Source organism: Streptomyces sp. DH24, from assembly GCF_029813775.1.
Lineage (GTDB): Bacteria > Actinomycetota > Actinomycetes > Streptomycetales > Streptomycetaceae > Streptomyces.
In genome coordinates, this window is record NZ_JARVKW010000009.1 from 1 (window position 1) to 26,608 (window position 26,608).

19 protein-coding genes, 1 pseudogene and 1 riboswitch are annotated in these 26,608 nt (G+C 74.2%); of the genes and pseudogenes, 8 read left to right on the forward strand and 12 right to left on the reverse strand.

Going from position 1 to position 26,608, the window contains the following annotated elements; all coding sequences use genetic code 11:
- From QC282_RS09545 to QC282_RS09565, 5 genes are all read right to left on the reverse strand, one after another.
- Nucleotides 1-1,464, reverse strand: a 1,464-nt coding sequence (locus tag QC282_RS09545) for a hypothetical protein (protein ID WP_279548826.1), incomplete at its 3' end; no start/stop codon positions are given.
- A 210-nt stretch (nucleotides 1,465-1,674) separates the two neighbouring features.
- Nucleotides 1,675-2,601, reverse strand: a complete 927-nt coding sequence (locus QC282_RS09550) for a hypothetical protein (RefSeq protein WP_279548827.1) — start codon at nucleotides 2,599-2,601, stop codon at nucleotides 1,675-1,677.
- A 116-nt stretch (nucleotides 2,602-2,717) separates the two neighbouring features.
- Nucleotides 2,718-4,037 (reverse strand): VWA domain-containing protein, encoded by a 1,320-nt coding sequence (locus tag QC282_RS09555; protein ID WP_279548828.1) that lies wholly within the window; start codon nucleotides 4,035-4,037, stop codon nucleotides 2,718-2,720.
- A complete protein-coding gene (locus QC282_RS09560; protein ID WP_279548829.1) occupies nucleotides 4,018-6,702 on the reverse strand; it encodes a DUF5682 family protein in 2,685 nt (894 codons plus the stop codon). The genes QC282_RS09555 and QC282_RS09560 overlap by 20 nt, the downstream gene beginning before the upstream one ends.
- A 135-nt stretch (nucleotides 6,703-6,837) precedes the next feature.
- Complete coding sequence (locus QC282_RS09565) at nucleotides 6,838-8,013, reverse strand: AAA family ATPase (protein ID WP_279548830.1); 1,176 nt, start codon at nucleotides 8,011-8,013, stop codon at nucleotides 6,838-6,840.
- A gap of 132 nt (nucleotides 8,014-8,145) precedes the next feature.
- Between QC282_RS09565 and QC282_RS09570 the strand changes: the two genes are divergently transcribed.
- A complete protein-coding gene (locus tag QC282_RS09570) occupies nucleotides 8,146-9,495 on the forward strand; it encodes an SWIM zinc finger domain-containing protein (protein WP_279548831.1) in 1,350 nt (449 codons plus the stop codon).
- 50 nt (nucleotides 9,496-9,545) lie between these two features.
- Nucleotides 9,546-11,153, forward strand: a complete 1,608-nt coding sequence (locus tag QC282_RS09575; RefSeq protein WP_279548832.1) for a DUF5691 domain-containing protein — start codon at nucleotides 9,546-9,548, stop codon at nucleotides 11,151-11,153.
- A gap of 450 nt (nucleotides 11,154-11,603) precedes the next feature.
- Here QC282_RS09575 and QC282_RS09580 read toward each other — a convergent pair whose 3' ends face one another.
- On the reverse strand, nucleotides 11,604-12,020 hold the full coding sequence (locus tag QC282_RS09580; protein ID WP_279548833.1) for a cobalamin B12-binding domain-containing protein: 417 nt from the start codon (nucleotides 12,018-12,020) through the stop codon (nucleotides 11,604-11,606).
- A 414-nt stretch (nucleotides 12,021-12,434) separates the two neighbouring features.
- On the opposite strand from QC282_RS09580, the gene QC282_RS09585 reads away from it, so the two are divergent.
- Nucleotides 12,435-13,316 (forward strand): triacylglycerol lipase, encoded by an 882-nt coding sequence (locus QC282_RS09585; protein WP_279548834.1) that lies wholly within the window; start codon nucleotides 12,435-12,437, stop codon nucleotides 13,314-13,316.
- Between the two features lie 348 nt (nucleotides 13,317-13,664).
- Complete coding sequence (locus tag QC282_RS09590; protein ID WP_279548835.1) at nucleotides 13,665-15,248, forward strand: M23 family metallopeptidase; 1,584 nt, start codon at nucleotides 13,665-13,667, stop codon at nucleotides 15,246-15,248.
- A gap of 85 nt (nucleotides 15,249-15,333) precedes the next feature.
- Here the strand turns inward: QC282_RS09590 and pcrA are convergent, their stop codons facing one another.
- Together pcrA and QC282_RS09600 are read right to left on the reverse strand one after the other, a co-directional pair.
- Entirely contained in the window at nucleotides 15,334-17,814 is a 2,481-nt protein-coding gene (pcrA, locus tag QC282_RS09595) for a DNA helicase PcrA (RefSeq protein WP_279548836.1), read from the reverse strand.
- 378 nt (nucleotides 17,815-18,192) lie between these two features.
- A pseudogene (locus QC282_RS09600) lies at nucleotides 18,193-18,264 on the reverse strand (VOC family protein); the annotation flags it as partial.
- A gap of 316 nt (nucleotides 18,265-18,580) precedes the next feature.
- A riboswitch (cyclic di-AMP (ydaO/yuaA leader) is annotated at nucleotides 18,581-18,749 on the forward strand.
- Nucleotides 18,750-18,757: 8 nt separating this feature from the next.
- Between QC282_RS09600 and QC282_RS09605 the strand changes: the two are divergent.
- Nucleotides 18,758-19,954 (forward strand): C40 family peptidase, encoded by a 1,197-nt coding sequence (locus QC282_RS09605; protein WP_279548837.1) that lies wholly within the window; start codon nucleotides 18,758-18,760, stop codon nucleotides 19,952-19,954.
- A gap of 112 nt (nucleotides 19,955-20,066) precedes the next feature.
- On the opposite strand, the gene QC282_RS09610 is transcribed toward QC282_RS09605, so the two are convergent.
- Nucleotides 20,067-20,639 (reverse strand): hypothetical protein, encoded by a 573-nt coding sequence (locus QC282_RS09610; protein ID WP_279548838.1) that lies wholly within the window; start codon nucleotides 20,637-20,639, stop codon nucleotides 20,067-20,069.
- Nucleotides 20,640-20,646: 7 nt separating this feature from the next.
- On the reverse strand, nucleotides 20,647-21,000 hold the full coding sequence (locus QC282_RS09615) for a hypothetical protein (protein ID WP_279548839.1): 354 nt from the start codon (nucleotides 20,998-21,000) through the stop codon (nucleotides 20,647-20,649).
- Between the two features lie 427 nt (nucleotides 21,001-21,427).
- Between QC282_RS09615 and QC282_RS09620 the strand changes: the two genes are divergently transcribed.
- Nucleotides 21,428-22,486 carry an NlpC/P60 family protein gene (locus QC282_RS09620; RefSeq protein ID WP_279548840.1) on the forward strand — a complete coding sequence of 353 codons (1,059 nt, stop codon included), beginning with the start codon at nucleotides 21,428-21,430 and terminating at the stop codon, nucleotides 22,484-22,486.
- Nucleotides 22,487-22,558: 72 nt separating this feature from the next.
- Here the strand turns inward: QC282_RS09620 and QC282_RS09625 are convergent, their stop codons facing one another.
- Both QC282_RS09625 and QC282_RS09630 read right to left on the reverse strand, forming a co-directional pair.
- Entirely contained in the window at nucleotides 22,559-23,305 is a 747-nt protein-coding gene (locus QC282_RS09625) for a response regulator transcription factor (RefSeq protein ID WP_279548841.1), read from the reverse strand.
- Nucleotides 23,302-24,594: an ATP-binding protein gene (locus tag QC282_RS09630; RefSeq protein WP_279548842.1), complete on the reverse strand. Its 1,293-nt coding sequence runs from the start codon at nucleotides 24,592-24,594 to the stop codon at nucleotides 23,302-23,304. Before QC282_RS09630 ends, QC282_RS09625 begins: the two co-directional genes overlap by 4 nt.
- Nucleotides 24,595-24,773: 179 nt before the next feature.
- On the opposite strand from QC282_RS09630, the gene QC282_RS09635 reads away from it, so the two are divergent.
- Both QC282_RS09635 and QC282_RS09640 read left to right on the forward strand, forming a co-directional pair.
- Nucleotides 24,774-26,327: a PspC domain-containing protein gene (locus QC282_RS09635; protein ID WP_279548843.1), complete on the forward strand. Its 1,554-nt coding sequence runs from the start codon at nucleotides 24,774-24,776 to the stop codon at nucleotides 26,325-26,327.
- A complete protein-coding gene (locus QC282_RS09640; protein ID WP_279548844.1) occupies nucleotides 26,314-26,553 on the forward strand; it encodes a hypothetical protein in 240 nt (79 codons plus the stop codon). Before QC282_RS09635 ends, QC282_RS09640 begins: the two co-directional genes overlap by 14 nt.
- The last annotated feature ends 55 nt before the right edge of the window (nucleotides 26,554-26,608 follow it).

The window sequence follows — 26,608 nt, forward strand, 5'->3', positions numbered from 1 at the left end:
GGGCCGCACGGTGTCGGCGACGGTCTCCACGACGGGCTGCGCGGCCCCGGCGACGCCGTACGCGAACGGCGGCACCTCGCCCGCGACGCCCTCGGCGAAGCCGCCCGCCTGTCCGGCGACGTCGTACGCCAGCGGCGCCACGGAACCGGCGGTGTCGCCCGCGAAGGGCCGCACGTCGCCCGAGACGCCGTACGCCAGCCCGCTCGCGTCCGCGACGGCCTGCTCGGCGACCGGCACCGCCGCGTGCACGGCGGTGTACGCGACCGGCGGCAGTGCGGCGCCCGTGGCGTCGGCGGTGACCCGGCCGGCCAGCGCGGTGGCGTACGACGGCACGTCCTCGGCGACGCCCCCGGCGACGGGACGGACATCGGCGACCGCGCCGGCGGCCACCGTCCGCACCCCGGCGACGGCGTGCTCGGCGGCCGGCACGGCACCGGACACGGCACGGTCGGCGACCGGCAGCGCCCCGTCCACGGCGGCGCCCGCCACCGGCGGCACCGCCGCGTGGGCCGTCTCCTCGACGACCGGCGTGACCGTGCCGGGGACGGCGGAGGCCGTGCGGACGACCCGCTGCTGCACGCCGCCGACGGTGCCGGTGATGTGGCTCGGGACGGCGGAGACGGACGCCTCGGCCGCGCCCGCGGCCTTGCCCGCCTCGCCCCGGACGGTGCCCGCGGCACCGGCGGCACGGGACTCGGCACCGGCGACCGTGGTCTGCGCGGCGTCGGTCACGTCGTCGATCGTGCCGCCCGCGATCACCTGTTCGGCCTTGGTGCGGATGGTGCCGTCGACGCCCCGCACCTGGGCCTGCACGGCCGAGCGGGTGCCGTTCAGCTTCGTCTGGGCGGCGGCCAGGGCCTTCTCCAGCTCGGGCGCGAACGCGGCCAGCGGGCCGAAGAGGTAGTCGACGCCGTCCTGCGGGGAGTCCGAAACGGTGTCGGACACCGCGCGGGTCACCGTGCCGGTCACCTGCTCGGCGCCGGCGCCGCCCTGGTCGACGGTGATGCCGATGCCGGCCTCGGCGGCGGCCCGGGCGGCCTTGGCGCCCTGGATGGCCTCCGCGCCGCGGACCTTCGTCGTCTTCGGGACGGCGACCTTCGCGTCGACGTAACGCCGGGCCTGCTCGGCGGCGTCCGCCGGCGTGTCCGTGGTCCGCTCGACGGTCCGGGTGGCGCCGTCGACGGCGCCCTCGGCGTCGGCGGTGTTCCCGGCGGTGGCGGGCACGCCGGAGACGGTGTCCTGCACGCCGGTGATGACGCCGTCGAGGGTGTCGGAGACGGTGCCGGTGACGACGCCGAGGAGGCCGCCGGTGTCCTCGGCGGTCTCGGTGGCCTCACTGGTGTTGTCCAGCACGGAGAGGGAGGAGGCGGGCAGCTCGTCCGCACTGGCCGTGGCGGAGCCCAGCGCCCAGGCGCCGGTGACGCCGGCGGCTATGACGATGGAGCGGCGGATGTTCTTGTTCATGCGTGCGTCAGATCCTTAAGTCCACGGTGCCGGAGCTCCTGGAACTCCGGGACTCTGGAAGGCTTGGGGACATTTCCGGGCCGGGGGCCTCACGGACCGTTGCGATCGGTCGTGGCCCCGGCGGCTGCCGTCCGGCGAAGCGGTTCCGGACGGGCGGGCAGACCTGTGTCCGCCCCCGCGCGGCAGGTCTACTGCGGGGAGAGGGCCTGCCTAGGCGGGGGAAACGGGAATGTCCCGGTGCCGGTCCCGGGTCTCGGCCGCGTCGACGCGCGCGGCGGCACCGGGCACGAGCCCGGTCGGCTCCCGGTGCACCGGGGTGACGGCGTGCGCGTCGCCGTACCGCGAACCGCCTCCGTCACCGGCGGCACCCTTGCCCAGCACTCCGTCCGGCTCACCACCGGGCGGCTGGTGCGGCGGCGTGGGAGCCACGGGCTGCGCGGCGTGCGCGGACCCCTGGTCGTGCGCCCGGGGCGTGTGTGCCGGGGCGCCCGGGTGGTCCGCGCCGGCCGCGGTGTCGTCCGCCGTGCCGACCGGCGGGCCGGCGTCGCGCCGGGCGGCGGGCGCCTCGACGGCGGGGCCGGGCTCCGGGGTGACGGTGACCGGCGCGGGCCGGGGCCGCGGGAGCGACGGCAGGGTGGCCGGCGGGGGCAGCGCGGGCAGCGCCGCGGACGGCGGCATCTTGTCCCGCACGCCACCGAGACCCTCGCCGAACCCGTCCCCGAGGCGCCCGCTTCCCTCACGGAGGCCGTCGGCCAGGTCTTCGACGAGGCCTTCGGCCGCCTTGCCGACCTGCTCACCGACCGGCCGGACGACGTCTTGCGCGGCGAGTTCCGAGGCGGCGCCGGGCGACGCCTCCGTCTCGGCCGACGAGGCCGTCTCGGCCGACGAGGCCGTCTCGGCCGACGAGGCCGTCTCGGCCGACGAGGCCGTCTCGGCCGACGAGGCCGTCTTCGCCGCCGGAATCGCCGTCGAACTCGTGGCCGACGGCGCGCTCTCCGCCGCCTGTGCCCGCTCCCCGCACAGCAGCCCGAGGGCGAACACACCGCCCACCAGCAGCGCCACGTGGAGCGCACGCCGCCCGGCCACCCCGCGCAGGACGCGCGTGGTGGCTCCGGACAGGACTGCCGGCCAGATCAAGAGGGGGAGCTTCCTCCCGTACGGCGAAACGGTTGGCGTGTCACGAGCGGTGACCGCTCGCCGATCCTTGCATGTGACTCCTGCGGTTGTGCAAGCCCCCCGTGACCGATGGGGGGTCATGTCCGTTTTGCCGGCCCTGACTCCCCGTCCGGTACCGGCAGCGGACGCTTCTCGATCGCCGCCGCCATCACCTCCGGGAACAGATCCGGCGTACAGGCGAAGGCCGGTGCGCCCAGCGCTCCGAGTGCCGCCGCGTGCTCCCGGTCGTACGCGGGCGCCCCCTCGTCCGACAGCGCGAGCAGCGTCACGAACCGCACCCCCGACGCCGTCATGGCCGCCACCCGCTTGAGCATCTCGTCGCGGATGCCCCCTTCGTAGAGGTCGCTGATCAGGACGACCACCGTGTCCGCGGGCCGGGTGATCCGCGACTGGCAGTACGCCAGCGCCCGGTTGATGTCCGTGCCGCCGCCGAGCCGGGTGCCGAACAGGACGTCGACGGGGTCGTCCAGCTGGTCGGTGAGGTCGACGACCGCCGTGTCGAACACGACGAGCCGCGTGCTGACCGACCGCATCGAGGCGAGCACCGCCCCGAACACCGACGCGTACACCACCGACGCCGCCATGGACCCCGACTGGTCGACGCAGAGCACGACGTCCTTCTTCACGGACCGCGACGCGCGCCCGTGTCCGACGAGCCGTTCCGGCACGACCGTGCCGTGCTCCGGCAGGTAGTGCTTGAGGTTGGCCGCGATCGTGCGGTTCCAGTCGATGTCGTGGTGGCGCGGCCGGCTGATCCGGGCGCTGCGGTCGAGCGCGCCGGTGAGCGTGGCCCGGGTGCGGGTGGCGAGCCGCCGCTCCAGGTCCTCGACGACCTTGCGGACGACGGCCCGTGCCGTCTCCTTCGTCGTCTCCGGCATCGCCCCCTTCAGCGACAGGAGCGTGCCGACGAGGTGCACGTCGGCCTCCACCGCCTCCAGCATCTCCGGTTCGAGCAGCAGCGTGGCGAGCCCGAGCCGGTCGATGGCGTCGCGCTGCATGACCTGCACGACGGACGACGGGCAGTACGTGCGGATGTCGCCGAGCCAGCGCGCCACCGACGGCGCCGACGCCCCGAGCCCCGCCGAGCGGTCCCGGCCCGCCCGCGGTCTCTCCTGCTTCCCGTAGAGCGCGGCGAGCGCCCCGTCCATCGCCGCGTCCCGCCCGGACAGCGCGCACTCCGTGCCGTCGGCGGCGTCGCCGCCCAGCACCAGCCGCCACCGCCTGAGCCTCTCGCGCGCCGGGCCGGACGGGTCTGACGGGTCAGTCGGGTCAGTCGGGCCAGTCGGGCCAGTCAGACCAGTCAGGCCCGCCGGGCCAGTCGGGCCAGTCGGGCCCGCCGGTTCGGCCTGGTCAGTCGGGCCCGGCGGTTCGGCCCGGTCAGTCGGTTCGGCCGTCATGTGCCACCCCCACGAGGTCGTTGTGCGTCACGCCGCCCTTCCCCGCGACCGCCACGGCGTCCCGGGACCCCAGCAGCAGCCGCACCACCGGCAGCACCGCGTCCGCGCGATCACCGTCCAGGTCCGCCGCGAACCCGCGTGTGCCGGCCCCGGCGGGCCCCGCGCTCCCCCGCGCGCCCGGTCCCCGCCGGACCAGCTCACCGAGGGTGCGCCGCACCCCGGGCTCGTACGCCGAGAACGTGCGCCGCAGCAGCGGCAGTACGTCCGTGAACGCCCCCGCCGGTACGCCGGTCAGCCACGCGTCGACCAGGCCGAGCAGGCGCTCGTCGTGCACCAGCAGCATCCCGCCCCCGGAGCCGCCGCCGACGAAGCCCTCGATCCACGCGGCGGCGTCCGCCGGCGGGGTCCCCGGGGACAGCACGAGGCCCATCAGCCGTGCCGCCTCGTCCTGCGCCAACTGGCCGTCGTCCAGCAGGAGCCGCACGGCACGCCCCCGGACCACGCCCGGCACGGTGTCGCGCGCGGACAGGGTGCGCAGCACGCCCTGCCAACGGCCGCGCAGATCCCCGTGTCCGGGCGCCGGGGCGTCGCCCAGCAGGCCGACCGCCCCGTGCACGGCGTCCACGTGCCGCCGCATCTCCTCGGCCGCGTCGGCGTCCAGGGCGGCGCAGGCCGGGGGCAGGCCGACGAAGACCCGCTCGGCGAGCCCCGCCGCGACCCCGGCGAGCGCGGCGGTGTCCGTCCCGCGCACGTCCCCGTACCGCAGCGCCCGGACCAGGGCGGGCAGGGCCTGGGCGAGGTGCCCGACGTCGGTGTCGAGCGCCGCGCGGTCGGCGAGGACCCGCATCACCGTGGGCAGCGCGTCCGGCAGTCCGGCCAGCAGGCAGCGCTCGGCGAGCCCGGTCACGTCGGCCAGACCCGGTGCCGCCTCGGCGTCCGCCTCCGCCTTCGCGGTCGCCGCCGTGAGCACGGTGGTCCCCCACACCCCGGCCTCGGCGACCCGCACGGCCAGCTCGGGCTCCCAGCGCAGCCGCCACGTCTCGCGGAACGTGCCCGTACTGCCCCGCGAGGCCGACGGCTCGCCCCACGCCACGCCGAGCAGCCGCAGCCGGTGCAGGAGTCTGCTGCGCCCGGCGTCGGTCTCCTTGCGCAGGTCGAGCTCCAACTCCCGCTCGTCGGCCTCCGGTTTGAGCCTCAGTCTGCGCTGCGACCGGGCGAGGTCCCGCTGGAGCGGCACCGCGGGCGCCGTCGGCGGCACCTCGCCCATCGCGTCCCCGACGACCAGCCGGTCGTGCACCAACGCCAGCGGCACGTCCGAGCCGTCGCACATCACCGCCCGCACCGCGTCGGTGATCTCGCTCAGGCCGGGCAGCGGCCGGCCGCGCATCGCGGCGAGCGTCTCCGCCAGCCGCACGGCCTCGATGACGTGCGCCGGGGAGACGATCAGGTCCTCGGCGCGCAGCAGCCCGGCGACCCTGGTCAGCCAGCGCTCGACCGGCCGGTCCGGCGCGCCGAACAGATGCCCGTACCAGCCGGGCGAGTCGACGCCCGCGCCGTATCCGCTCGACCGGGACAGTCTCCGGTTGGTCCACGGCACCCACGTCATGTCGGTCTTGACCTTGGGCAGGCCCTTCAGCAGCGCGCGGTCGGCGGCCACGGTGCTCCTGCGCCGCAGCGCGGGCACGTGCCACGCCCCGCACACCACGGCCACCGCGTCGCCGACCTCCCGCTGCGCCGCCCGTATCCGGAGCCGCATGTGCGCCTCCCGCACGGCGTCCCGCCCTCGGCCGCCGTCCCCGTACGTCTCCCGCAGCGCGCCCATCGCCTCCTCCAGTGCGGTGAACGGCGCGAGCGGGTCCGCCTGTGCGGTGCCGCGGTGCTCGACCACGTCCTCCCACCAGCGTTCGGGGTCGTCGTGGCCGGCGGCTTCGGCGAGTACGGCGAGGGGGTCGACGCGGAGGGTCTCCTGACGGTCGTCGCCGTCGTTCGGGTCGTCCCGCCGTGCGTGACCGTACGGGTCCTGGCCGTCCCGCAGCGGGTGATCCTGCGCGCCACGGCCGTTACTCAGTGGGTCGCCCTGTCCGCCCCGACCGACCCGCAGCGGGTCGCCCCGGCCGTCACGCTGCGGGGCGCCCCGCCTGTCCGGGCCGTCACGCAGCGGGTCGCCCCGTCCGCCCCGGCCGTCCCGCCGTGGCTCGCCCTGTCCGTCCCCGACCGCGGGCCGTCGGTGGCCGGGCACGCGGTTCCCCGCGCCTCTTCCGGCGTTGTCGTCGTTCCCCGCGCCTCTTCCGGCGTTGTCGTCGTCCGGCGTCGCATGGTGCTGCCAGGCCAGGGTGTGCGCGGCCGGCAGGTCGATGAAGCGGACCGGGACGCCGTGGGCCAGGGCCCAGCGGATCGCGACCCATTCCGGGGAGAACTCGGCCAGCGGCCAGAACGCCGAGCGGCCCGGCTCGTCCACGGCGTGGGCGAGCAGCGCGACCGGCGGACGCATGGCCTCGTCGCCGGCCAGCGGGATCAGGTCGTCGGCCTCGGGCGGGCCCTCGATCAGCAGGACCCGGGGCCGGGCGGCGTCCAGCGCCGCCCGGACCGCCCGCGCCGACCCCGGCCCGTGGTGACGCACCGCGAGCAACAGCGGGCCCCCACCGGGCACTTCAGCACCGGTCACGCCGTCCCCCTCCCCTGCGGGGCCAGCGGGAGTCGTCGTCCGCCGCGGCACTGCGCGGCCACGACGAGTCGCCGTCGTCGGAGGTGCCCGGCAAGCACGTGGCCGCAGCGGGCCACACCGCGCTCAGGTCACGGATCACGCGCTCACCTCCCGGCAGGCGCGGTAGAAGTCCGTCCAGCCGTCCCGCTCCCGGACGACTGTCTCCAGGTACTCCTGCCAGGCGACCCGGTCGGCCGCCGGGTCGCGGACGACGGCGCCGAGGAGGCCCGCGGCGATGTCGCTCGGCCGCAGCACGCCGTCGCCGAAGTGCGCCGCCAGCGCCAGCCCGTTGGTCACGACGGAGATCGCCTCGGCCGTCGACAGAGTGCCGCTGGGCGACTTCAGCTTCGTCCGGCCGTCGGTCGTGACCCCGTCGCGCAGCTCACGGAAGACGGTCACCACGCGGCGGATCTCGTCCACGCCGTCGGGCACGGCGGGCAGGTCGAGGGAGCGGCCGATCTGGTCGACGCGGCGCGTGACGATGTCGACCTCCGCCTCGGGGCTCGCGGGCAGCGGCAGGACGACCGTGTTGAAGCGGCGGCGCAGGGCGCTGGAGAGGTCGTTGACCCCGCGGTCGCGGTCGTTGGCCGTGGCGATGAGGTTGAAGCCGCGCACGGCCTGCACCTCCGCGCCCAGCTCCGGTATCGGCAGCGTCTTCTCCGACAGGATCGTGATGAGCGTGTCCTGGACGTCGGCCGGGATGCGGGTCAGCTCCTCGACGCGGGCCGTCATGCCCTCCGCCATGGCCCGCATGACAGGGCTGGGCACGAGGGCGTCGCGGCTGGGGCCGTGGGCGAGCAGCTGCGCGTAGTTCCACCCGTACCGGATCGCCTCCTCCGGGGTGCCGGCCGTGCCCTGGACCAGCAGCGTCGAGTCGCCGCTGACAGCCGCCGCGAGGTGCTCGGACACCCAGGTCTTGGCGGTGCCGGGGACGCCGAGCAGGAGCAGGGCGCGGTCGGTGGCGAGCGTGGTGACGGCGACCTCGACGATGCGGCGCGGTCCCACGTACTTGGGTGTGATCACGGTGCCGTCCGGCAGGGTGCCGCCCAGCAGATAGGTGGCGACGGCCCACGGCGACAGCTTCCAGCGGGCGGGGCGCGGCCGGTCGTCGTGCGCGGCCAGTGCGGTCAGTTCGTCGGCGAAGGCGTCCTCGGCGTGCGGCCGCAGCACCTCCGGTCCGGGCACGGGCATGTCTTCCGCGTCGCTCGCGATGGCGGGCGCGGAGTCGTTCCGACTGGGATCTGCGGGTGCGGTTTCCACGGAAACTGGCATGGCTGAGTCCCCCTCCAGCTCGGCCGGTTCGGATCTGGTCCCACCCTGCACCACGGCACTGACAATCCACTCTGACCTGCGCAAACGCGCTCGCCGGGGCGATTGTCAGTGGGAGGATCTACCTTCGGTGTCATGACTCAGCAGGGGGTGCGCTGGACCGCGGACCAGGTGCTGGCGCTGGCGCCTGACGACGCGTCACGCAGGGCGGCCGGCAGGCTCGGCGCGGCCGGCCCGTGGTCGGGCACCGGTCAGGACGGGGGGACGGTGTGGGGGCTGTGCGGGGGCAGTGGCGGCGGGCCGTATCGGACGGTCGTCGATCTGGCGGGCGGGTCCGGCCCGGCGTACCGGTGCAGTTGTCCGAGCCGGAAGCTCCCGTGCAAGCACGCCCTCGGGCTCCTTCTGCTGTGGGCGTCAGCGGCCGACGCGGTGCCGCCGGGGCAGCCGCCGGACTGGGCGGCGGAGCGACCGGCCACCGGAAGAGAACGGCCGACGGCGAACCGGCCGGGGGGCGGGGCAGGTTCGGGGTCCGGTGCGGCCGACCCCGAGGCGGCGCGGCACAGGGCGGAGCGCCGGGCCGAGCGGATCACCGCGGGCGCGGGCGAATTGGAGCAGCGGCTGGCGGACCTGCTGCGTGCCGGCCTGGCCGGTGCGGAGCAGGCGGGGTACGGGCTGTGGGAGGAGACGGCGGCGCGCATGGTCGACGCCCAGGCCTCCGGGCTGGCCTCGCGCGTACGGGAGTTGGGGGCGATCCCGTCGTCCGGTTCCGACTGGCCGGTGCGGTTGCTGGAGGAGTCGGCGCTGCTTCACCTGCTCAACCGCGCCTGGCTGCGCCGCGCGTTGCTGCCGGACGACCTCGCGGCCACGGTCCGCTCCCGCGTGGGCCTGCCCGCCACACCGTCGGGCCCGCCGGTACGGGACCGGTGGCTGGTCCTCGCCCAGTACGACACGTCGGACAGCCGTCTGACGACCCGCCGTATCTGGCTGTACGGGGCGGGCTCGCAGCGCACCGCGCTCCTCCTCTCCTACGGCGCCGCCGGCCGCGCCCCGGAGCTGGCGCTTCCCGTGGGGCTGACGCTGGACGCGGAGGTGTCGCCGTATCCGGGCAGGGTCCAACGGGCGGCGCTCGGTGAGCGGTTCGCGGCGCCGGTGGTGACGCAGGCACGACCGGCGGGCGTCTCCACGGCGCGGGCGGTCGCCCGTTACGGCGCGGCGCTGCGGGACGACCCGTGGCTGGACTCGGTGCCGGTGACGCTGGACCGGGTCGTGCCGACCCCGGACGGCGACGCGTGGCAGCTGGCCGACGCCGACGGGGACACGGCCCTGCCGCTGACCCCGGCCGCCCGGTCCCGTCCGGGCCTGTGGCGGCTCGTCGCGCTGTCGGGCGGCGCCCCCGTCCGGGTCTTCGGCGAGTGCGGCCACCAGGGCTTCACCCCGCTGACGGCCTGGCCGGAGAAGGGAGGCGCCGCGGTGCCCCTGTGCTGACCGACGCCCCGCAGGGACTGTCCGGCCGCTCCACGCGAAGGGAAGACCTCATGAACAGCACCCCGGCCACCGGGTCGGCCACCGCCTGGGAGGAACTGGTCACCGCCGCGCTCCTCGGGACCGCGCGGCGTACGCCTCCGGGGTGTGCGCCGGGCCCGGACGCGCCGTTCGCGCTGCTGGACGCGGCGGCCGAGGAGACCGTGCGGCGCCGGGCCGGGCTGCGTCCCGCGCGTGCCGCGCCCCGGCCGGAACCGGCGCCCGAGGACGCGCGCCCGCCGCTGCCGCCCGCCGCCGCCCGCCGGCTGGCGATGCTGCTGGCCGACCGGTCGGGCGCGTCCGGCGGAGGCCGCAGAGGGACGTCACCGGACCTGATGGAGCTGCTGCCGCAGTGGCTGGCGGCTGCCAACGCCCGCGGATACGCGGCCCCTCCGGAGTCGCTGCCCGCGCTGCTGGACGCGGCCCGGGGCCGCACCGACCTGCGTCCCGCGGCGCTGGCCTTCGCCGGACCGCGCGCCCTGTGGCTGGCCCGTCTGAACCCGGACTGGCGCTTCGCCCTGCGCGCGACTCCGGGCGGTGGCACGGCCCTGCCGCACCCGGAGGAGACGCACCGCGTGCAAGAGCTGTGGCGGGAGGGCCTGTTCGCCGAGCGCGTCGCCCTGCTCTGCGCCCTGCGCGCCCGCGACCCGGCTGCCGCGCGTGAGCTGCTGGAGACGACGTGGCCGACGGAACGGGCCGAGGACCGGCTGATGTTCCTCGACTCCCTGCGTGCGGGGCTCAGCCCGCGGGACGAGCCGTTCCTTGAGCGGGCGCTGGCCGACCGCAGCCGGAACGTCAGGGCGACGGCGGCGGAGCTCCTGTCGGCCCTGCCGGATTCGGCGCTCGCCGCGCGGATGGCGGCCAGGGCGGAGGCGTGCGTGGCCGTCGACCACACGCACCGCGTCCCGACCATCGGCGTCGAGGCACCGCACGAGTGCGACGCCGCGATGGAGCGGGACGGCGTGACACCCAAGCCGCCGGCCGGGCGCGGTGAACGCTCCTGGTGGTTCGGCCAGTTGGTGGAGGCGGCGCCGCTCGGGGTGTGGCCCCGCAGGCTGGGCGGCCGTACACCGCGGGAGATCGTCGCGCTGCCGGTGGCGGACGGCTGGCAGGGCGAGTTGCACGCGGCGTGGTGCCGGGCGGCGGTACGGCAGCGGGACGCGGCGTGGGCGCGGGCGCTCCTCGGGGAGCCGACGGCGCCCGAGGCGGGCGGCCCGGGAGCGGTGTCCCTCGCCGAACGCGCGAAGCTGCTCGGCACGCTGACGGCCGGGGAGCGGGCCGAGTGGGTGGCGGGATTCATCGCGACCCACGGGCTGTCCGAGGCGTTCCAACTGCTCGGGGTGTGCGCGGTGCCGTGGTCCCCGCCGCTGGGCCGGGCCGTGGTGGACGCGCTCAACATCGCGCGGGACGCGGGCAGTTACCCGTGGAGCTTCAGCGGAGTGATGGGCCTGGCCGAGCGCTGCCTCGACCCGTCCGAGGCGAGCCACCTGGACGGGCTCCTGGCCGTACCGGACGAACCGGAGGACGCGTCCCCGGGCGCCGGCGGCTACTGGGCGGAAGCCTTCCAGCGCCTGGTCACGACCCTGCGGCTGCGCGCGGCGATGACGGACGAGCTGCGATGAGGGCCGGGTCACGACGGCAGGCAGGCTGCGATGACCGGACGGGCTGCGGTGACCGGCGACTGCGATGGCGGAAGGCCGCGATGGCCGGCGACCTGCAATGCGGACGGGCCACGACGACAGGCGAACTCCGATGACCGCCCTGGCCGCGATGGCCGGCCGGTTGACCCCGGCGCAGTCGCGAGCGCCCGCCCGAGGCCTGTCCGCGGCGTGCGGCGCGCGCCGGCGTCACGGTGGCGGCAGCGGCATCGCGCGGCCCGGCACCACCGGACCGCCGCCCACGCCCATTCCGCCCCGGGCTCCCGGCTTCGCCCAGGGACAGGGAACCTCCATCACCCCGGCGCCACCCGCGCCACCGCCCACGCCCCCTCCGCCCCGGGCTCCCGGCTTCGCCCAGGGAGGGGGAACCCCGTCACCCCGGCGGCACGACCGCCCGCGGAACGGGCGGCCGGGTCAGGCCTCGGCCGGCTGCCGCACGTTCGCGCGGACCCACTCCACGATCGACGCCGTCGTCGCGCCGGGCGTGAAGATCTCCGCGACGCCCTTCTCCTTCAGCGGGGCGATGTCCGCCTCGGGGATGATCCCGCCGCCGAAGACGAGGATGTCCGCCGCGTCCCGCTCCTTCAGCAGCTCGATCACGGCCGCGAAGAGCGTGTTGTGCGCACCGGAGAGGATGGACAGCCCGATCGCGTCGGCGTCCTCCTGGATCGCGGTGTCGACGATCTGCTCGGGAGTCTGGTGGAGGCCGGTGTAGATGACCTCCATACCGGCGTCGCGCAGCGCCCGCGCGATCACCTTGGCCCCGCGATCGTGGCCGTCGAGCCCCGGCTTGGCCACCACCACGCGGATCGGACCGGCTGCCACACCCATCACTGCCTCCATGAACGACTACACCATCCGGTACGGAACCGTACGGTCCCGGTCCCACACCGGCCGGGAAGTGAACGAACGTTATCTCCAGCATCCCGCAACCGGCCGTTTCGCGGTGCGGAGGGAGGGGGAAATCACACAGTGGGACACGTTCATCGCACACCGTTCCCGGCTCCGACGGCCCCACACCGCACGTGCTGCACGCGCCGCACACGCCCGCGGCGCAGGGCTCTCACCCCGGGACGGAGCTCTCACGGGAGCCGCACGAGGTCGCCGTACCGCCACGCCGAGGCCGCGCGTCGTGGCGGTGCGGCGTATCCGGCGAAGGCACCGCGCCCATCGCCGACGTCGCGGCTCTCCACTAGGGCACACGGGGGACAGAGCCGCCCTCCGCGTGCCGACAGGAGGTCGGCCATGAAGGTCACCGGGTCAGCGCAGCCCCTTCTCCCCCTGTGCCGCCGTCTGCTGCCGACCGGCCTGACCAGAGTGCCGGGCTTGCCGGTCGCCCTCCTCAAGGCGACGGCCCTGGAGCTCGCGATCCTGACCGCGCACCTCGTGCTCTACCCCTCCGGCATCACCCAGGAGCGCCGCGCCCCCGCCCGGTCCGCGCTTCCCGGGCAGCGCGACGGCACGGCCCGGCTGCCGTCGGACACCAGGCCCCCGGTCGTGCTGCTGCACGGCTTCATCGACAACCGGTCGGTCTTCGTCCTGCTGCGCCGCAGCCTCGCCCGGCACGGCGGGCGGCGGATCGAGTCGCTCAACTACTCGCCGCTCACGTGCGACATCCGCACCGCCGCCGAACTGCTGGGCCGGCACATAGAGGAGATCTGCGAGCGCACGGGAAGCCCGCGGGTCGACATCGTGGGGCACAGCCTCGGCGGCCTGATCGCGCGCTACTACGCGCAGCGGCTCGGCGGCGACGCCCGCGTCCGCACGCTGGTGACCCTGGGCACGCCGCACTCCGGGACCCGGGCCGTGCCGCTGGCGAACGCGCACCCGATCGTGCGCCAGATGCGTCCGGGTTCGCCGGTGATCGAGGAGCTGACCCGGCCGGCGCCCGGCTGCCGGACGCGCTTCGTCAGCTTCTGGAGCGACCTGGACCATGTGATGGACCCGCTGGAGGCGGCCTGCCTGGACCATCCCGACCTGACCGTGGAGAACGTCCGGGTGAGCGGAATCGGGCATCTCGCCCTGCCGGTCCACCCGGCGGTCGCGACAGGCATACGCCAGGCCCTCGACGAGGACCGGCCGGACACGGACATCGCACCCCGCGAGGACGGCCTGACGGTGGCCTGACGGCGACCTGCCGGTGACCCGGCGACGACGGAAACGGAACGCCCCGCCGGCGCCCGGAGGAGTCAACGCAACACGCCCGAACCGTCACAGAAACCCGCACCGGCCGCACCCGTCGCGCATCCGAACTGCGTTCCGAACAAAGGAGATCCACAGCGGACCGGAAGCCGGTCACTGTCGAACGCGCGTCGAACACAACACCAAAGTCGTGCCCGTCGTCCGCCGAAACACGGCCGAATGCCCGTTTCCTGCGAGCGCGAAACCTGCCGAAGATTGTCGCGCCCGCGTACCGCCGGGTACAGTCGCCGCACTGCTCTGGCAGCCCCTGTTGTCGAGGCGAAAGAGAAGTTGGTGAACGACCGTCACCCGTCGGGGACCATGACCACCCCGGCTCCGGCTTCCGACGCCGCCTCCGCGCACTACGCGTCCTACGGCACACCGGAAACCCAGTACGGTGACTTCACCACGTACGGCGCCTACGACGCCACGGGTTTTGACGCCCCCGCCACCGACGCGGGCGCGCACGCCACGACCACCTTCGCGGCCGACCCCCTCTTCGGGGACTTCCCCGGCGCCGACCACACGGCGGGCGGCGGCACCGGCTCGTACGACGCAACCCAGTGGACGACGGGCACCCACGAGACGGCGCACTACGACGCGTACGCCGCCCAGCAGCAGGCCGCGCAGCACGCCGGTTACGACACCGGCGCCTACGACACGACCGCCTGGACGTCCGGCTACCAGCAGATGCCCGTGGTCCCGCAGCAGGCCACCTCTCCCGAGGCCACCGGCCAGTGGGACGCGGGTTCCTGGCTGCAGCCCGACCAGTCCGGCAACCCGGCCGACCAGACCCAGCACTGGGAATGGGGCACGCAGGCCTTCGACACCGGCGCGTACGACGCGACGCAGTGGAACACGGACGGCACGCAGCAGCAGCCGGACACCTACGAGCCGCACGGCGAGTCCTACGACGAGCAGGCCGACGCGGACTTCGACCGGACGTCGTACGACGAAGCCGCCGAGAACGCCTCGTCCCCGTACGGCGAACCGGCCCAGGATTTCCCGGACCACGCGGACGGCCCGGACGGCGGCGAGCCGGCGACCGCCGGCGACGAGACCGGCACCTCGCTCCTGGACGAACAGGAAGAGGTCGTCGTCACGGGCCGCGCGGCCTCCCGCGCCGCAGCCCGGGCCGGCGGCCGTTCCCGCCGCCGCTCCCCCGCCAAGCGCTCTGCGCTGATGACGGTCGCGGTGCCCTCGGCCTGCGTGATGGGGGTCGCCGGGATCGCCGCCGCCTCGGTGAGCGGGATGAACGAGGACAGCCAGGAGACCAACGCGTCCGCGGCCGACGCGAAGCCGGTGCAGCCGGCCGCCGCGAACAACCAGCTGGACACCCAGCTCGAAAGCCTCACCGCCGGCGCCGACGACTTCGCCGACCGGGCCAGCCGTACGCAGGAGCGCATCGACCTCAAGGCCCAGCAGGAGGCCGAGAAGAAGAGGGCGGCGGCGGAAGCGGCCCGCAAGGAGCGGCTCCGCCCGAAGTTCGCGCTGCCGGTCGCGCAGCACGGCCTCAGCGCCTACTACGGCCAGGCCGGCATCAACTGGATGTCCGTGCACAGCGGCATCGACTTCCCCGTCTCGTACGGCACGACCGTGATGGCCGCGACCGACGGCACGGTCCGCACGCAGTGGAACAGCGCGTACGGCAACATGATGATCGTGACCGCGAAGGACGGCACGGAGACGTGGTACTGCCACCTCTCCACCTACCGGGTCTCCTCCGGTACGACCGTCAAGGCCGGCGACCCGATCGCGTACTCCGGCAACTCCGGCAACTCGACCGGCCCGCACCTGCACTTCGAGGTCCGGCCGGCCGGCGGTTCGGCGATCGACCCGCTGTCCTGGTTCCGCAGCCACGGCCTCGACCCGCAGTAGGCCGGGCAGCCCCGCCCGAGCGGGAACGCCACCCCCGTCCGACGGGCGGCGCCCCCTTTCCCGGCGGCCTCCTACGGCTTGCCCGTCACAGCTTCTCCACCGGCGCGTACCGCAGCAGCAGCCGCTTCGGCTTGGCGTCGCCGAAGTCGATCGTCGCCTCCGCGTTCGCCCCGGTGCCCTTCACCGCGACGACCGTTCCGAGTCCGAACTGGTCGTGCGTCACCCGGTCCCCGACCGCGATCGCCACGACCGGCTTCTCCGACGCCCGGCGCGTGGCGAAGCCGGAGGCACCCGACGCCGAGGAGCGGGACCGGGACGACGACAGCGACGAGGCCACCCCGGAGACGGGCCCGGACGGCATGGGCACCGTCGCCCCGGTCCGCTTCCACTCCACGTACGCCCCCGGGATCTCCTCCAGGAAGCGGGAGGGCGGGTTGTACGACGGCTGGCCCCAGGCGCTGCGCATGGTGGACCGCGTCAGATAGAGCCGCTCGCGCGCGCGGGTGATGCCGACGTAGGCCAGGCGGCGCTCCTCCTCCAGCTCCTTGGTCTGGCCGAGGGCGCGCATGTGCGGGAAGACGCCGTCCTCCATGCCGGTGAGGAAGACGACCGGGAATTCGAGGCCCTTGGCGGTGTGCAGGGTCATCAGCGTGATGACGCCGTCGCCGTCCTCCTCGTCGGGGATCTGGTCGGAGTCGGCGACCAGGGCGACCTTCTCCAGGAAGTCGGACAGCGTGACCGACTCGTCCTCGCCGCGCTCCTGCTCGAACTCCAGGGCCACGGCGGCGAGTTCCTGGAGGTTCTCGATGCGGGTCTCGTCCTGCGGGTCGGTGGAGGCCTGCAACTCGGCGAGGTAGCCGGTCCGTTCGAGCACGGCCTCCAGGACGGTGGCCGGTCCGGCGCCGGACTCGACGATCGTCCGGAGGTCCTCCATCAGCGTGTTGAACCGCTTGACCGCGTTCGTGGACCGCGCGGCCATGCCGTACGCCTCGTCGACGCGCTTCAGTGCCTGCGGGAAGCTGATCTTCTCGCGCTGGGAGAGGGCGTCGATCATCGCCTCGGCGCGCTCGCCGATGCCGCGCTTGGGGACGTTGAGGATGCGGCGCAGCGGCACCGAGTCCTCCGGGTTGGCCAGCACCCGCAGGTAGGCCAGGACGTCCCGGACCTCCTTGCGCTCGTAGAAGCGGACGCCGCCGACGACCTTGTAGGGCAGGCCGACGCGGATGAAGACCTCTTCGAAGACACGGGACTGGGCGTTGGTCCGGTAGAAGACGGCGACGTCCCCCGCCTTGGCCTCGCCCGCGTCCGTGAGGCGGTCTATCTCGTCGGCGACGAACTGCGCCTCGTCGTGCTCGGTGTCGGCGACGTACCCCGTGATGGCGGCGCCCTGGCCCGCGTTGGTCCACAGGTTCTTGGGGCGGCGGGACTCGTTGCGCTCGATGACCGCGTTGGCGGCGCTCAGGATCGTCTGCGTGGAGCGGTAGTTCTGCTCCAGCAGGATCGTCGTCGCGTTGGGGTAGTCCTCCTCGAACTGGAGGATGTTGCGGATGGTGGCGCCGCGGAAGGCGTAGATCGACTGGTCGGCGTCGCCGACGACGCAGAGTTCGGCCGGGCCGGGCTCGTCGGGCGACGGGGGTACGTCCTCGTCGTGGGCGCCGGTGCCGACGAGTTCCCGTACGAGGGCGTACTGGGCGTGGTTGGTGTCCTGGTACTCGTCGACCATGACGTGCCGGAAGCGGCGGCGGTAGTGCTCGGCGACGTCCGGGAAGGCGCGGAGCAGGTTGACCGTCGTCATGATCAGGTCGTCGAAGTCGAGCGCGTTCGCCTCGCGCAGCCGCGACTGGTACAGGGCGTAGGCCTGGGCGAGGGTCTTCTCGAATCCGTCGGCGGCCTGGGCGGCGAAGTCCTCCTCGTCGATCAGCTCGTTCTTCAGGTTGCTGATCTTGGCGCTGAAGGACTTGGGCGGGTAGCGCTTGGGGTCGAGGTCCAGGTCGCGGCAGACCAGGGCCATCAGGCGCTTGGAGTCGGCGGCGTCGTAGATCGAGAAGGACGACGTGAAGCCGAGCTTCTTGCTCTCGCGGCGCAGGATGCGCACGCACGCGCTGTGGAAGGTCATCACCCACATCGCGTGGGCGCGCGGGCCGACGAGCTGCTCGACGCGCTCCTTCATCTCGCCGGCGGCCTTGTTGGTGAAGGTGATCGCGAGGATCTGGCCGGGATGGACGCCCCGCTCGGCGAGCAGGTGGGCGATGCGGTGCGTGAGCACGCGCGTCTTGCCGGAGCCGGCACCGGCCACGATGAGCAGCGGGGAGCCGGTGTGCGTGACGGCGGCGCGCTGGTTGTCGTTCAGCCCTTCGAGCAGCGCGGCCGGGTCGGTCACCGGGCGCGGGGCGCCGTCCCGGTAGTGGGTGTCCCGGTCCGGGGGCAGGTCGAACTTCCCGCCGAACAGGTCGTCCGGAACGGGTTCCGGGACGTGCTCGTCCTCGGGGGGCGGCGGGGGCTCGTCCTCGTGGGCCCGAGGGGCCTGGAGGCTCGCCAGGAAGCTGTCGTCAAAGAGGCTGCTCATCGCTCTACGAGTCTAGGGCGCCCCACTGACAGCCCGCCGCCACCTCGAGAACATCACACGGCCGGGGCGGTCGAGCGGCCCGTCGCGTCAGAAGCCGAGGATCTTCCAGAGCTGTCCGCCCGGCGTCTTCTTCCCCTCCATGACCGTGCCGTCACGGTCCGCGACCGACCAGGCCGAGACGTAGAGCCTGCCGTCGTGCGGGTCGAGGGCGAGGCCCGCCGGGAACGGCACCTTCACGTGCGTGCGCCTGTCGTGGTGCGAGACCTTCGTCACGACGCCGGCGAAGAGCCGGCTGACGTAGAGGTCGCCCTCGCGGTTGACGGCGACGCCGGTGATCGGGCCGAAGCCGGACTTCCAGTCGAGGATCTTGCCGGTGCGTTCGGTCCCGTCGGGGTCCTCGGGCGAGACCACGGTCAGCCACCGGTCCTCGCCCAACGGGACGTCGTGCTGAGGGCGACGCCCGTGGCGACCACGAGCGCCGCGCGCGCTCTGGTTTTTCTCATGCCGTACCTCTCTCCGCACCTCACTCAGCGGCCACGGCACCGGACCGTGGCCGGCTGGAAAGCAGCGGTCCGAGGCGGGCAAAGCGCCTCATAATCTTCAAACCACCCCGAATCCCTCCGGATAGACCACTGTGTGCGAGGCCCTGACCGAAGGTCACGAAAATGTATCGGGCATATCACCCGCCAACCTTCACAGGCGCCACACGAGTTGGCTACCGTGCCGGGCAGGCCGCACGACCCCCACCGGCGAAGGTCGCCGGGCCGCGCGGCCTCCGCCGAATCCGGTGCGCCCGAACGGCAGCCGGAGCCGGGGACCCACCGAAACCTGGGGTGAATCGGCCGAGCTCCCCGTGAGCGGGGCCGTAGGGCAAACCTTCCGACCCACCCGCCCGAACCCGACAGCTAACTCGGCAGGCGGAGCACGGAAGGAGTCGCCTCCCTTGGCGTCGCACCGCAAACCCCGTCCCGCCCAGGTCCGCGTCGCGGGCATACGGACCCCCGCCCTCGCCACCGCGGCCCTCACCTCCGTGGCGCTGCTGTCCCAGACGGCCAACGCCGCGCCCGCCGACGACCGGCCGAGCCTCGAAGAGGTCGAGAAGAAGGTCGACGACCTGTACCGCCAGGCGGAGTCGGCGACCGAGAAGTACAACTCCGCCAAGGAGAAGACCGCCAAGCAGCGCAAGCGGGTCGACACCCTCCTCGACGACGTCGCCCGGCGCACGCAGGAACTCAACGAGGCGCGCGAGGCGCTGGGCTCCTACGCCGCCGCCCAGTACCGCACCGGCGCCGGCGTCCCCGACACCGCGACCTTCCTGCTCGCGGACTCGCCGCAGGACTTCTTCGACCGCTCGCAGCTGATGGACCGGCTCACCGGCCGGCAGAAGGAAGCGGTCGACGACTACTTCACGCAGCAGTCCACGACGATGAAGAAGCGTCAGGAGGCCACCAGAAGCCTGGAGACGCTCACCGACTCGCAGACCGACCTGAGGACGGCGAAGGCGACCGTCCAGAAGAAGCTCTCCGAAGCGCGCTCACTGCTGTCGCGGCTGACCGCCGAGGAGAAGGCGCGGCTCGCGGCGATCGAGAAGAAGAAGCGGGAGGAGGCCGCCCGCAAGGCCGCCGAGCTGGCCCGCCAGCAGGAGGAGGACCGGCAGGCCCGCGAGGAGGCCGCGGCGGCCGAGCAGCGGGAGAGCGGTTCCGCCGGCGGTTCGGCGGGCGGCTCCGCCGGGGCCGGCACCGGCGGCGCCTCCGACCCGTCGGCCACCGACCCGACGTACGCCACCAGGGCCGAGAAGGCGGTCGCCTTCGCGCGCGGCCAGATCGGCAAGCCGTACGTCTGGGGCGCCACCGGGCCCGGCTCCTACGACTGCTCGGGCCTGACCCAGGACGCCTGGCAGGCCGCGGGCGTGGCCATCCCGCGCACCACCTACGACCAGGTCAACGCCGGCACGACGGTCACCGTCTCCCAGGCCCTGCCCGGCGACCTCGTCTTCTTCTACGACGACGTCACCCACGTCGGGATCTACATCGGCAACGGCATGATGATCCACGCGCCGAAGCCGGGGACGTACGTCCGCGAGGAGTCCATCTACTACGACGGCGAGTCGTCGATCCACAGCGTGGTCCGGCCCGCCTGAGGCGCCACCGCCCGGCGAACGGAGTACCGGCGACCGGCGTACGGGGGTGCCGGCGTACGGGGTGCCGGAGGCCGGGGTGCCGGAGGCCCGGGTGCCGGAGGCCGGGGTGGCCTCAGTGGCCGCCCCGGTTCTCGACGCACGGGCCGGTGCCCGGCTGGGGCTCGACGTACGCGCCGTGCACCTCGGAGGTGATCTCCTCCCGCGTGGCGCGACCGGACACGCACGTGACCCCGGTGTGGACGCTGTAGAAACCCCGCTCCACGTACACGCCGTGGTCCGGGCCGCAGCCGAGCGCGCGCAGCGCCGCCTCGATGCGCGCGTCACCGAGGCCGTCCTTCTCCCGGGCCCGCTCCAGCTCCCGCTCGATGAGCCGGGCCGACGCCTGCCCCTGGGCGCGCTGCTGGGCGGTCAGGCTGCCCTTCATGCGGTAGGCGTGGTTCTCGGCGTAGTTCGGAGGTGCGTCCGCGGGCGGTTCCTGCGAGGCAGCGTCCCCGCTCGGCGCCGGGGCCGAGGAGGGCGAGGCGGACGGAACCGCGGGCACCTCGGCGGCCTGCGCGCACTTCGGCCGGGGCGTGAACGAGGGCCGCGGGCTCGCCGCCTCCGGTTGCCCACCCCGCTCGGTGCCGCACGCGGTGACGGTGACGGCCAGGATCACGGCGACGGCGGCCTGTCGTCCGGGAGTCATGGCCGGCTCAGGTCCACAGCACGGCGATGAAGATGTTCGCCGTGGTCAGCAGGCCGACGAGGCCGAACAGGCCCTTCTCGGCCCTCTCCTCGTCGCGCTTCACGTAGACGAGGCCGAGGATCACGATCAGCAGGGCCAGCTTCACGCCGATCTTGATGTTGTTGACGCTCTGGTCGTCGGCCTGGTTGAGGCCGACCAGGATGACACCCGTGACCAGCATCGTCAGGGCGCCGTGCAGCATCGCGGGGCTGAAGCGGGCGGTGCCCTCCCCCATGGCCTTCATCTGGGTGAGGAAGCCGCCGAGCAGCGAGGCGATGCCGACGATGTGCAGGCCGACGAAGAGATGGATGAGTACGTCCATGGGCCCGGAGCCTAGTGAGGCGCGCGGACGACGCCGACAGCGCCCCTCATAACACCGGGCCGCCGCCCTCCACCCCCGAAAAGGTCATATCGGTCACGGCCCTGCGGGAAGTCGACGGCGCCGGAACGGTACTGCGGTCACATTCGGGCACGGTCCGGTCCCCTGGCGCCAGTTCCGCGCAACGCCGGGCCCCGACCGCACAACCACGCCTAGCGTCCTGACCCGGGTGACCGGCACTCCACAGCCGCCTCGGCCGGGGCGACAGCCGGACACCTCCTCCAGAAAGTCCGGCGGCGGCACGCTCCCCCCTACGGGCCGCCGCCGGACGCGGACACCGCCCGCGCCAGGGCCGGGGACGACGCCCGCGGGTACGACTCGCGCGGCGCGTACGGCCCGCGCGGCCTGGTCGAAAGGACGTGGCACCGAGGTGGCAGCGCACCGCAGGCCCCGACAACGCGCGCTGGGTGGCGGCAGGTTCCGTACGGCCGTCACGATCGCCTTCGCGGGCGCGGCGACGGCGACCGCCCTCGACGGGACCGGGCACGCCGAGCCGCGGCTGACGCCGGCGCAGGTCGAGGCGAAGGTGGACCGGCTGTACCGGGAGGCGGAGGCCGCCACCGAGAAGTACAACGGCGCGAAGGAGAAGGCGGAGGCGGCCGAACGCCGGCTCCGGGACCTGCGGGACGAGGCGGCGCGCAAGCAGGACGGGCTCAACACGGCGCGCGAGGCGCTGGGTTCGGCGGCAGCCGCCCAGTACCGGGCCGGCGGCCTCGACCCGGCGCTGCAACTGGCGCTCTCCTCCGCCCCGGAGCGTTATCTCGACGGGGCGGAGTTCGTGGAGCGGGCGGGCATCCGGCAGAAGGCGGAGCTGGGCCGGGTGCGCGAGCAGCTGCGCGAGGTGGAGGAACTGCGCGGCGCGGCCCGCGCCGAACTATCGTCGCTGAAGTCACGGCAGACGGAACTGAAGCGGCACAAGAAGACGATCACCGGCAAGCTGGGCGAGGCCCGCCGCCTGCTGTCCCGCCTGACGGCGCAGGAACGGGCCCGGATGGCCCCGGCCCCGCAACGGGCGTCGCGCTCCTCCGCACCCGCGCGGGACGGCATGCCCTCGCCCTCCGGCCGGGTCGCTGCCCCCAACTCCCGCGCCGCGGCGGCCCTCGCGTACGCCTACGGCAAGATCGGCAGCCCGTACGTCTGGGGCGCCACGGGCCCGAACGCCTTCGACTGCTCCGGGCTGACCCAGGCCGCCTACCGCGCGGCGGGCATCTCCCTGCCACGCACCACATACACCCAGATCGGCGCGGGCCGCCGCGTCTCCCGCGCCGAACTCGCCCCGGGCGACCTGGTCTTCTTCTACTCCGGCGTCACCCACGTGGGCCTCTACGTCGGAAACGGCCAGATGGTCCACGCGCCGAATCCGTCGAGCTCGGTGCGCGTGGACCCGATCAGCTCCATGCCGTTCGCGGGGGCTGTGCGGGTGGTGTGACGCCGGTACGGGCGTACTCGGCGGACACGGCTCGGGCTCCCGGTCGCCGGGGACCCGAGGGCTGCCCGGTCGTCACACCAGCCGACGCGCCGTGGCCCACCGCGTCAGCTCGTGGCGGTTGGACAGCTGGAGCTTTCTGAGGACCGCCGAGACGTGGGACTCGACCGTCTTGACGGAGATGAACAGCTGCTTGGCGATCTCCTTGTACGCGTAGCCCCGGGCGATCAGGCGCAGGACCTCGCGCTCGCGCTGGGTGAGGCGGTCGAGGTCCTCGTCGACCGGCGGGGCGTCGGTGGAGGCGAACGCGTCGAGGACGAAGCCGGCCAGGCGCGGGGAGAACACCGCGTCGCCCTCCTGGACGCGGAAGATCGAGTCGATCAGGTCCGTGCCGGTGATCGTCTTGGTGACGTAGCCGCGCGCGCCGCCCCGGATCACGCCGATCACGTCCTCCGCGGCGTCCGACACGGACAGCGCGAGGAAGCGGACGGGCTGCTCGGCGTCGGCCATCAACGGGGCGCAGCGGCGCAGCACTTCGACGCCGCCGCCGCCTGGCAGGTGCACGTCGAGGAGGACGACCTCCGGCCGGGTCGCGGTGATGACCGTGACGGCCTGGTCGACGTCTGCGGCCTCGCCGACGACCTCGACGCCGGTCTGCGCGGTCTGGCCGATCTCGGCCTGGACGCCCGTGCGGAACATGCGGTGGTCGTCGACGAGGACCACGCGGACGTGGCGCCCGGCCGTGCCGCCGCCGGACACCCCCGCGGAGTCCGCCCCTTCGGCCGCCCCGGTCGGTCCGTTCGTCTCGGTCGGGTCACTCATGACGTCTTCTCCGCCCTCTCCATCTCCAGCTCGACCTCCGTGCCGCCGTCCGGCACCGCCCGCAGCCGGGCCGTGCCGCCGTTGCGCTCCATGCGGCCGATGATCGATTCTCTGACGCCCATGCGGTCGGCGGGTATCGAGTCGAGGTCGAAGCCGGGGCCGCGGTCCCGGACGGACACGAAGACCGTCCTGCCCTCGACTTCGGCGTAGACCTGAACGGCGCCGCCCTCGCCACCGTACTTGGCGGCGTTCACCATTGCTTCCCGCGCGGCCTGCATCTGTGCGGCGGTCTTCTCGTCGAGCGGGCAGTCGCCGACCACGACGACCTCTATGGGGACGCCGTGCTTGTCCTCCACCTCCGCCGCGTTGCGCCGCACGGCGTCGGCGAGCGTCGTGGGCTCGTCCTCCTCGTCCTTGCCGGTGCCCTCCGGTTTGTACAGCCAGGTGCGCAGGTCGCGCTCCTGGGCGCGGGCGAGGCGGCGCACCTCGTTCGCGTTCTCCGCGTTGCGCTGGATCAGGGTCAGGGTGTGCAGCACCGAGTCGTGGACGTGGGCGGCGACTTCGGCGCGCTCCTGGGCGCGGATGCGCATCAGGCGCTCCTCGGAGAGGTCCTGCGTCATGCGCACCAGGTAAGGGCCGGCCAGCAGCGTTATCCCGACGAGGACGGCGAGGGCGGCCTGGAGGATGGAGCCGAGGTGGGCGGCGGAACCCTGAAGGACGAAGATGCCGGAGACACCGGCCGTCACCAGCAGCACGCCGGCCACGGCCCGCAGCAGGGTGACCGTGCGCCGGTGGCGGCCGACCTCGGCCCAGCGGGCCCGGCGTGCGTTGTCCGCCTGGCGCCAGACGAGGGCGACGCCCGCGCCCACGAGGACCATGGGCCACAGGTAGACCCGCGCGCCGCCGCTCAGGTTCACGTTGCCCACGAAGACCATGGCCACCACGACCATGAGGAGCAGGGCGACGATCTGGCCCCGGTCCGGCTTGCGGGCGACGAGTCTGCGGCGGCCGTCCGGCGAGGTCTCCGAGCCGACGAGGGAAGGCGGTTTCTGCGCCTCGACGCCGCCGACGCCGAGCGGGACGAAGAACCAGAACGCCGCGTACAGCAACGCGCCGAGGCCGTCCGCCATGAACAGGCCGACGAAGACCAGCCGCACCCAGATCACGGGCAGCCCGAGATGACCGGCGAGCCCCCGCGCCACACCACCGAGCCAGCGTCCGTCACTGCTGCGGTAGAGCTTGCGCGGCGGCCGCGGTTCGGCGAGTGGCGCTGCTGCGGCTTCCGGCATGCCACTGATGGTCACACGACCGGCGGAGCCGGGCATCAGGGTCCGTCCCCGAGACTCCCCTGATCTTCGGCCCGGGGGTCCGTCGAACGCTTCCCGGGCGCCGGCTCAGGGGCGATATCAGGGTCCGGCCAGGGTCGTTCCGACTCCCGTCGCGGCGGCTCGGCCGTCACCATGGACGCATGACGGAACACGAGCACGCCGCGACGGGTCCGGGACCCGGCTCCGGCCCACGCCCTCCGCTGGGCGCCGGGCCGCAGGATGCCGCGCCCGCCGCGGATGCCGCGGGTGCTGCGGACGCCGCGAATGCTGCGGTCGGCCTGCCCGGCTCCGGCGGACCCGCGTCGGCCGACGCGGGCGAGGGCTCGCGCGCGCACGGGCACGCGGGCGCGCGGCAGAAGGGGCGCGCGAGGGCCCCGGGCCCGGGGACGGACCCGGCCGGTTCGGCGGACGGCCTCGAACCGCCGCACCGCTTCCGCCGCGACCGGCCGCACAAGCTGATCGGTGGCGTGTGCGCGGGCCTCGGCCGGCAGTGCGACATGGACCCGGTCATCTTCCGCATCACGCTCGCGGTGCTGTCCGCGACCGGCGGCATCGGCCTCATCTTCTACGGCTTCGCCTGGCTCTTCGTCCCGTACGACGACGAGGAGGAGAACGAGCTGCGCAAGCTGCTCACCGGCCGGGTCGACGGCCAGGCCCTGGCGGCGGTGCTGTTCGCGCTGGTCGGCTGCGGCGTGTTCCTGACCATGCTGAAGAACGGCGGCGTCCTGACGTTCGCCGTGATCCTCTCCCTGCTGCTCGCCGGCGCCGGGTACTGGTCCCGGCAACGCGGCGCCCCCGGCCCCGATCCGCTGGCGTCGCAGGCCGTGGCGGACGCCCCTCCGGAACCCCAGGCCCCGCCGGTGACCACGACGTGGCCGTCCTGGTGGCGCGACCCCATAGTCAAGGACGGCACGCACGTCGGCGGCACGGGCTATCTGTGGGGCCCGTACGAGTCCCTCGACCGGGACCTCGCGGCGGCCGTCAACATCAGCCGCGGCATCCCGAAGGATCTCCGTCGCGAGGACGTCCCCTGGGCGCGGCCCCGGCCGCCGAAACCGCGCGGCCCCCGCCGGGTGGGCGGCTGGGTGTTCCTGCTCGCCCTCCTCGCGGGCGGCCTCGGCACGCGCCTCACCTGGGACGACCACCCGCTGGGCACCAGCCTCCAGGCCGGCCTGTCCTGCGCGCTCGTGGTCTTCGGCCTGGGCATCACGGTCAGCGCGTTCCTCGGACGAACCGGAGCGGGGTCGATATTCCTGGCGATCGTCACGGCGGGGCTGCTGGCCGGTTCGGCGGCGGTGCCCAAGGACATCGGCACCCAGTGGATACGGACGACCTGGCAGCCGACGGCGGTGGCGCAGGTGCGGGACCACTACGACCTCGGCACCGGCGTGGGCACGCTGGACCTGTCCCGGCTGCGCGTGCCCGACGGGCAGTCGGTCGCCACGCGCGCCGACGTGGGTGTGGGCCGAATAAAGGTGATCGTGCCCCGGGACGTGACCGTGCGGCTCAGCATCGAGGTGGGCGTGGGCGACATCCAGTTGCCGGGTGACCAGCGGAAGGACGTGGACGTGGAGCCGGGCAAGCGCCAGGAGACCACCCTGCCCCCGGTCACGGGCGGGAAGAACGCCGGGACGCTCGACCTCGACCTCCGGGTCGGCGCCGGACAGGTGGAGGTGGCCCGTGCTGCGGCATGAGTTCCAGCCGGGCAGGCTGGTCGCCGGTCTCTTCCTCACCCTCGGCGGCGTGCTCTACGCGGGCGACGCGGGCGGGGCCTGGGACACGCCGTGGTTCGTGCTGATCCCGGTCGTCATGGGCGGCCTGTGCCTGGCGGGCGCGACGGCGGTCGTCGCGGGCGGCATCCGCAGACGCCGTCGCGGAGCACGCCGGGGCACCCCGGAGGAGGCGAACACCCCGCACTGACCGCGGACGACCGACCGGGCGACACGGGACGACCGACCGGGCGACACGACGGCCC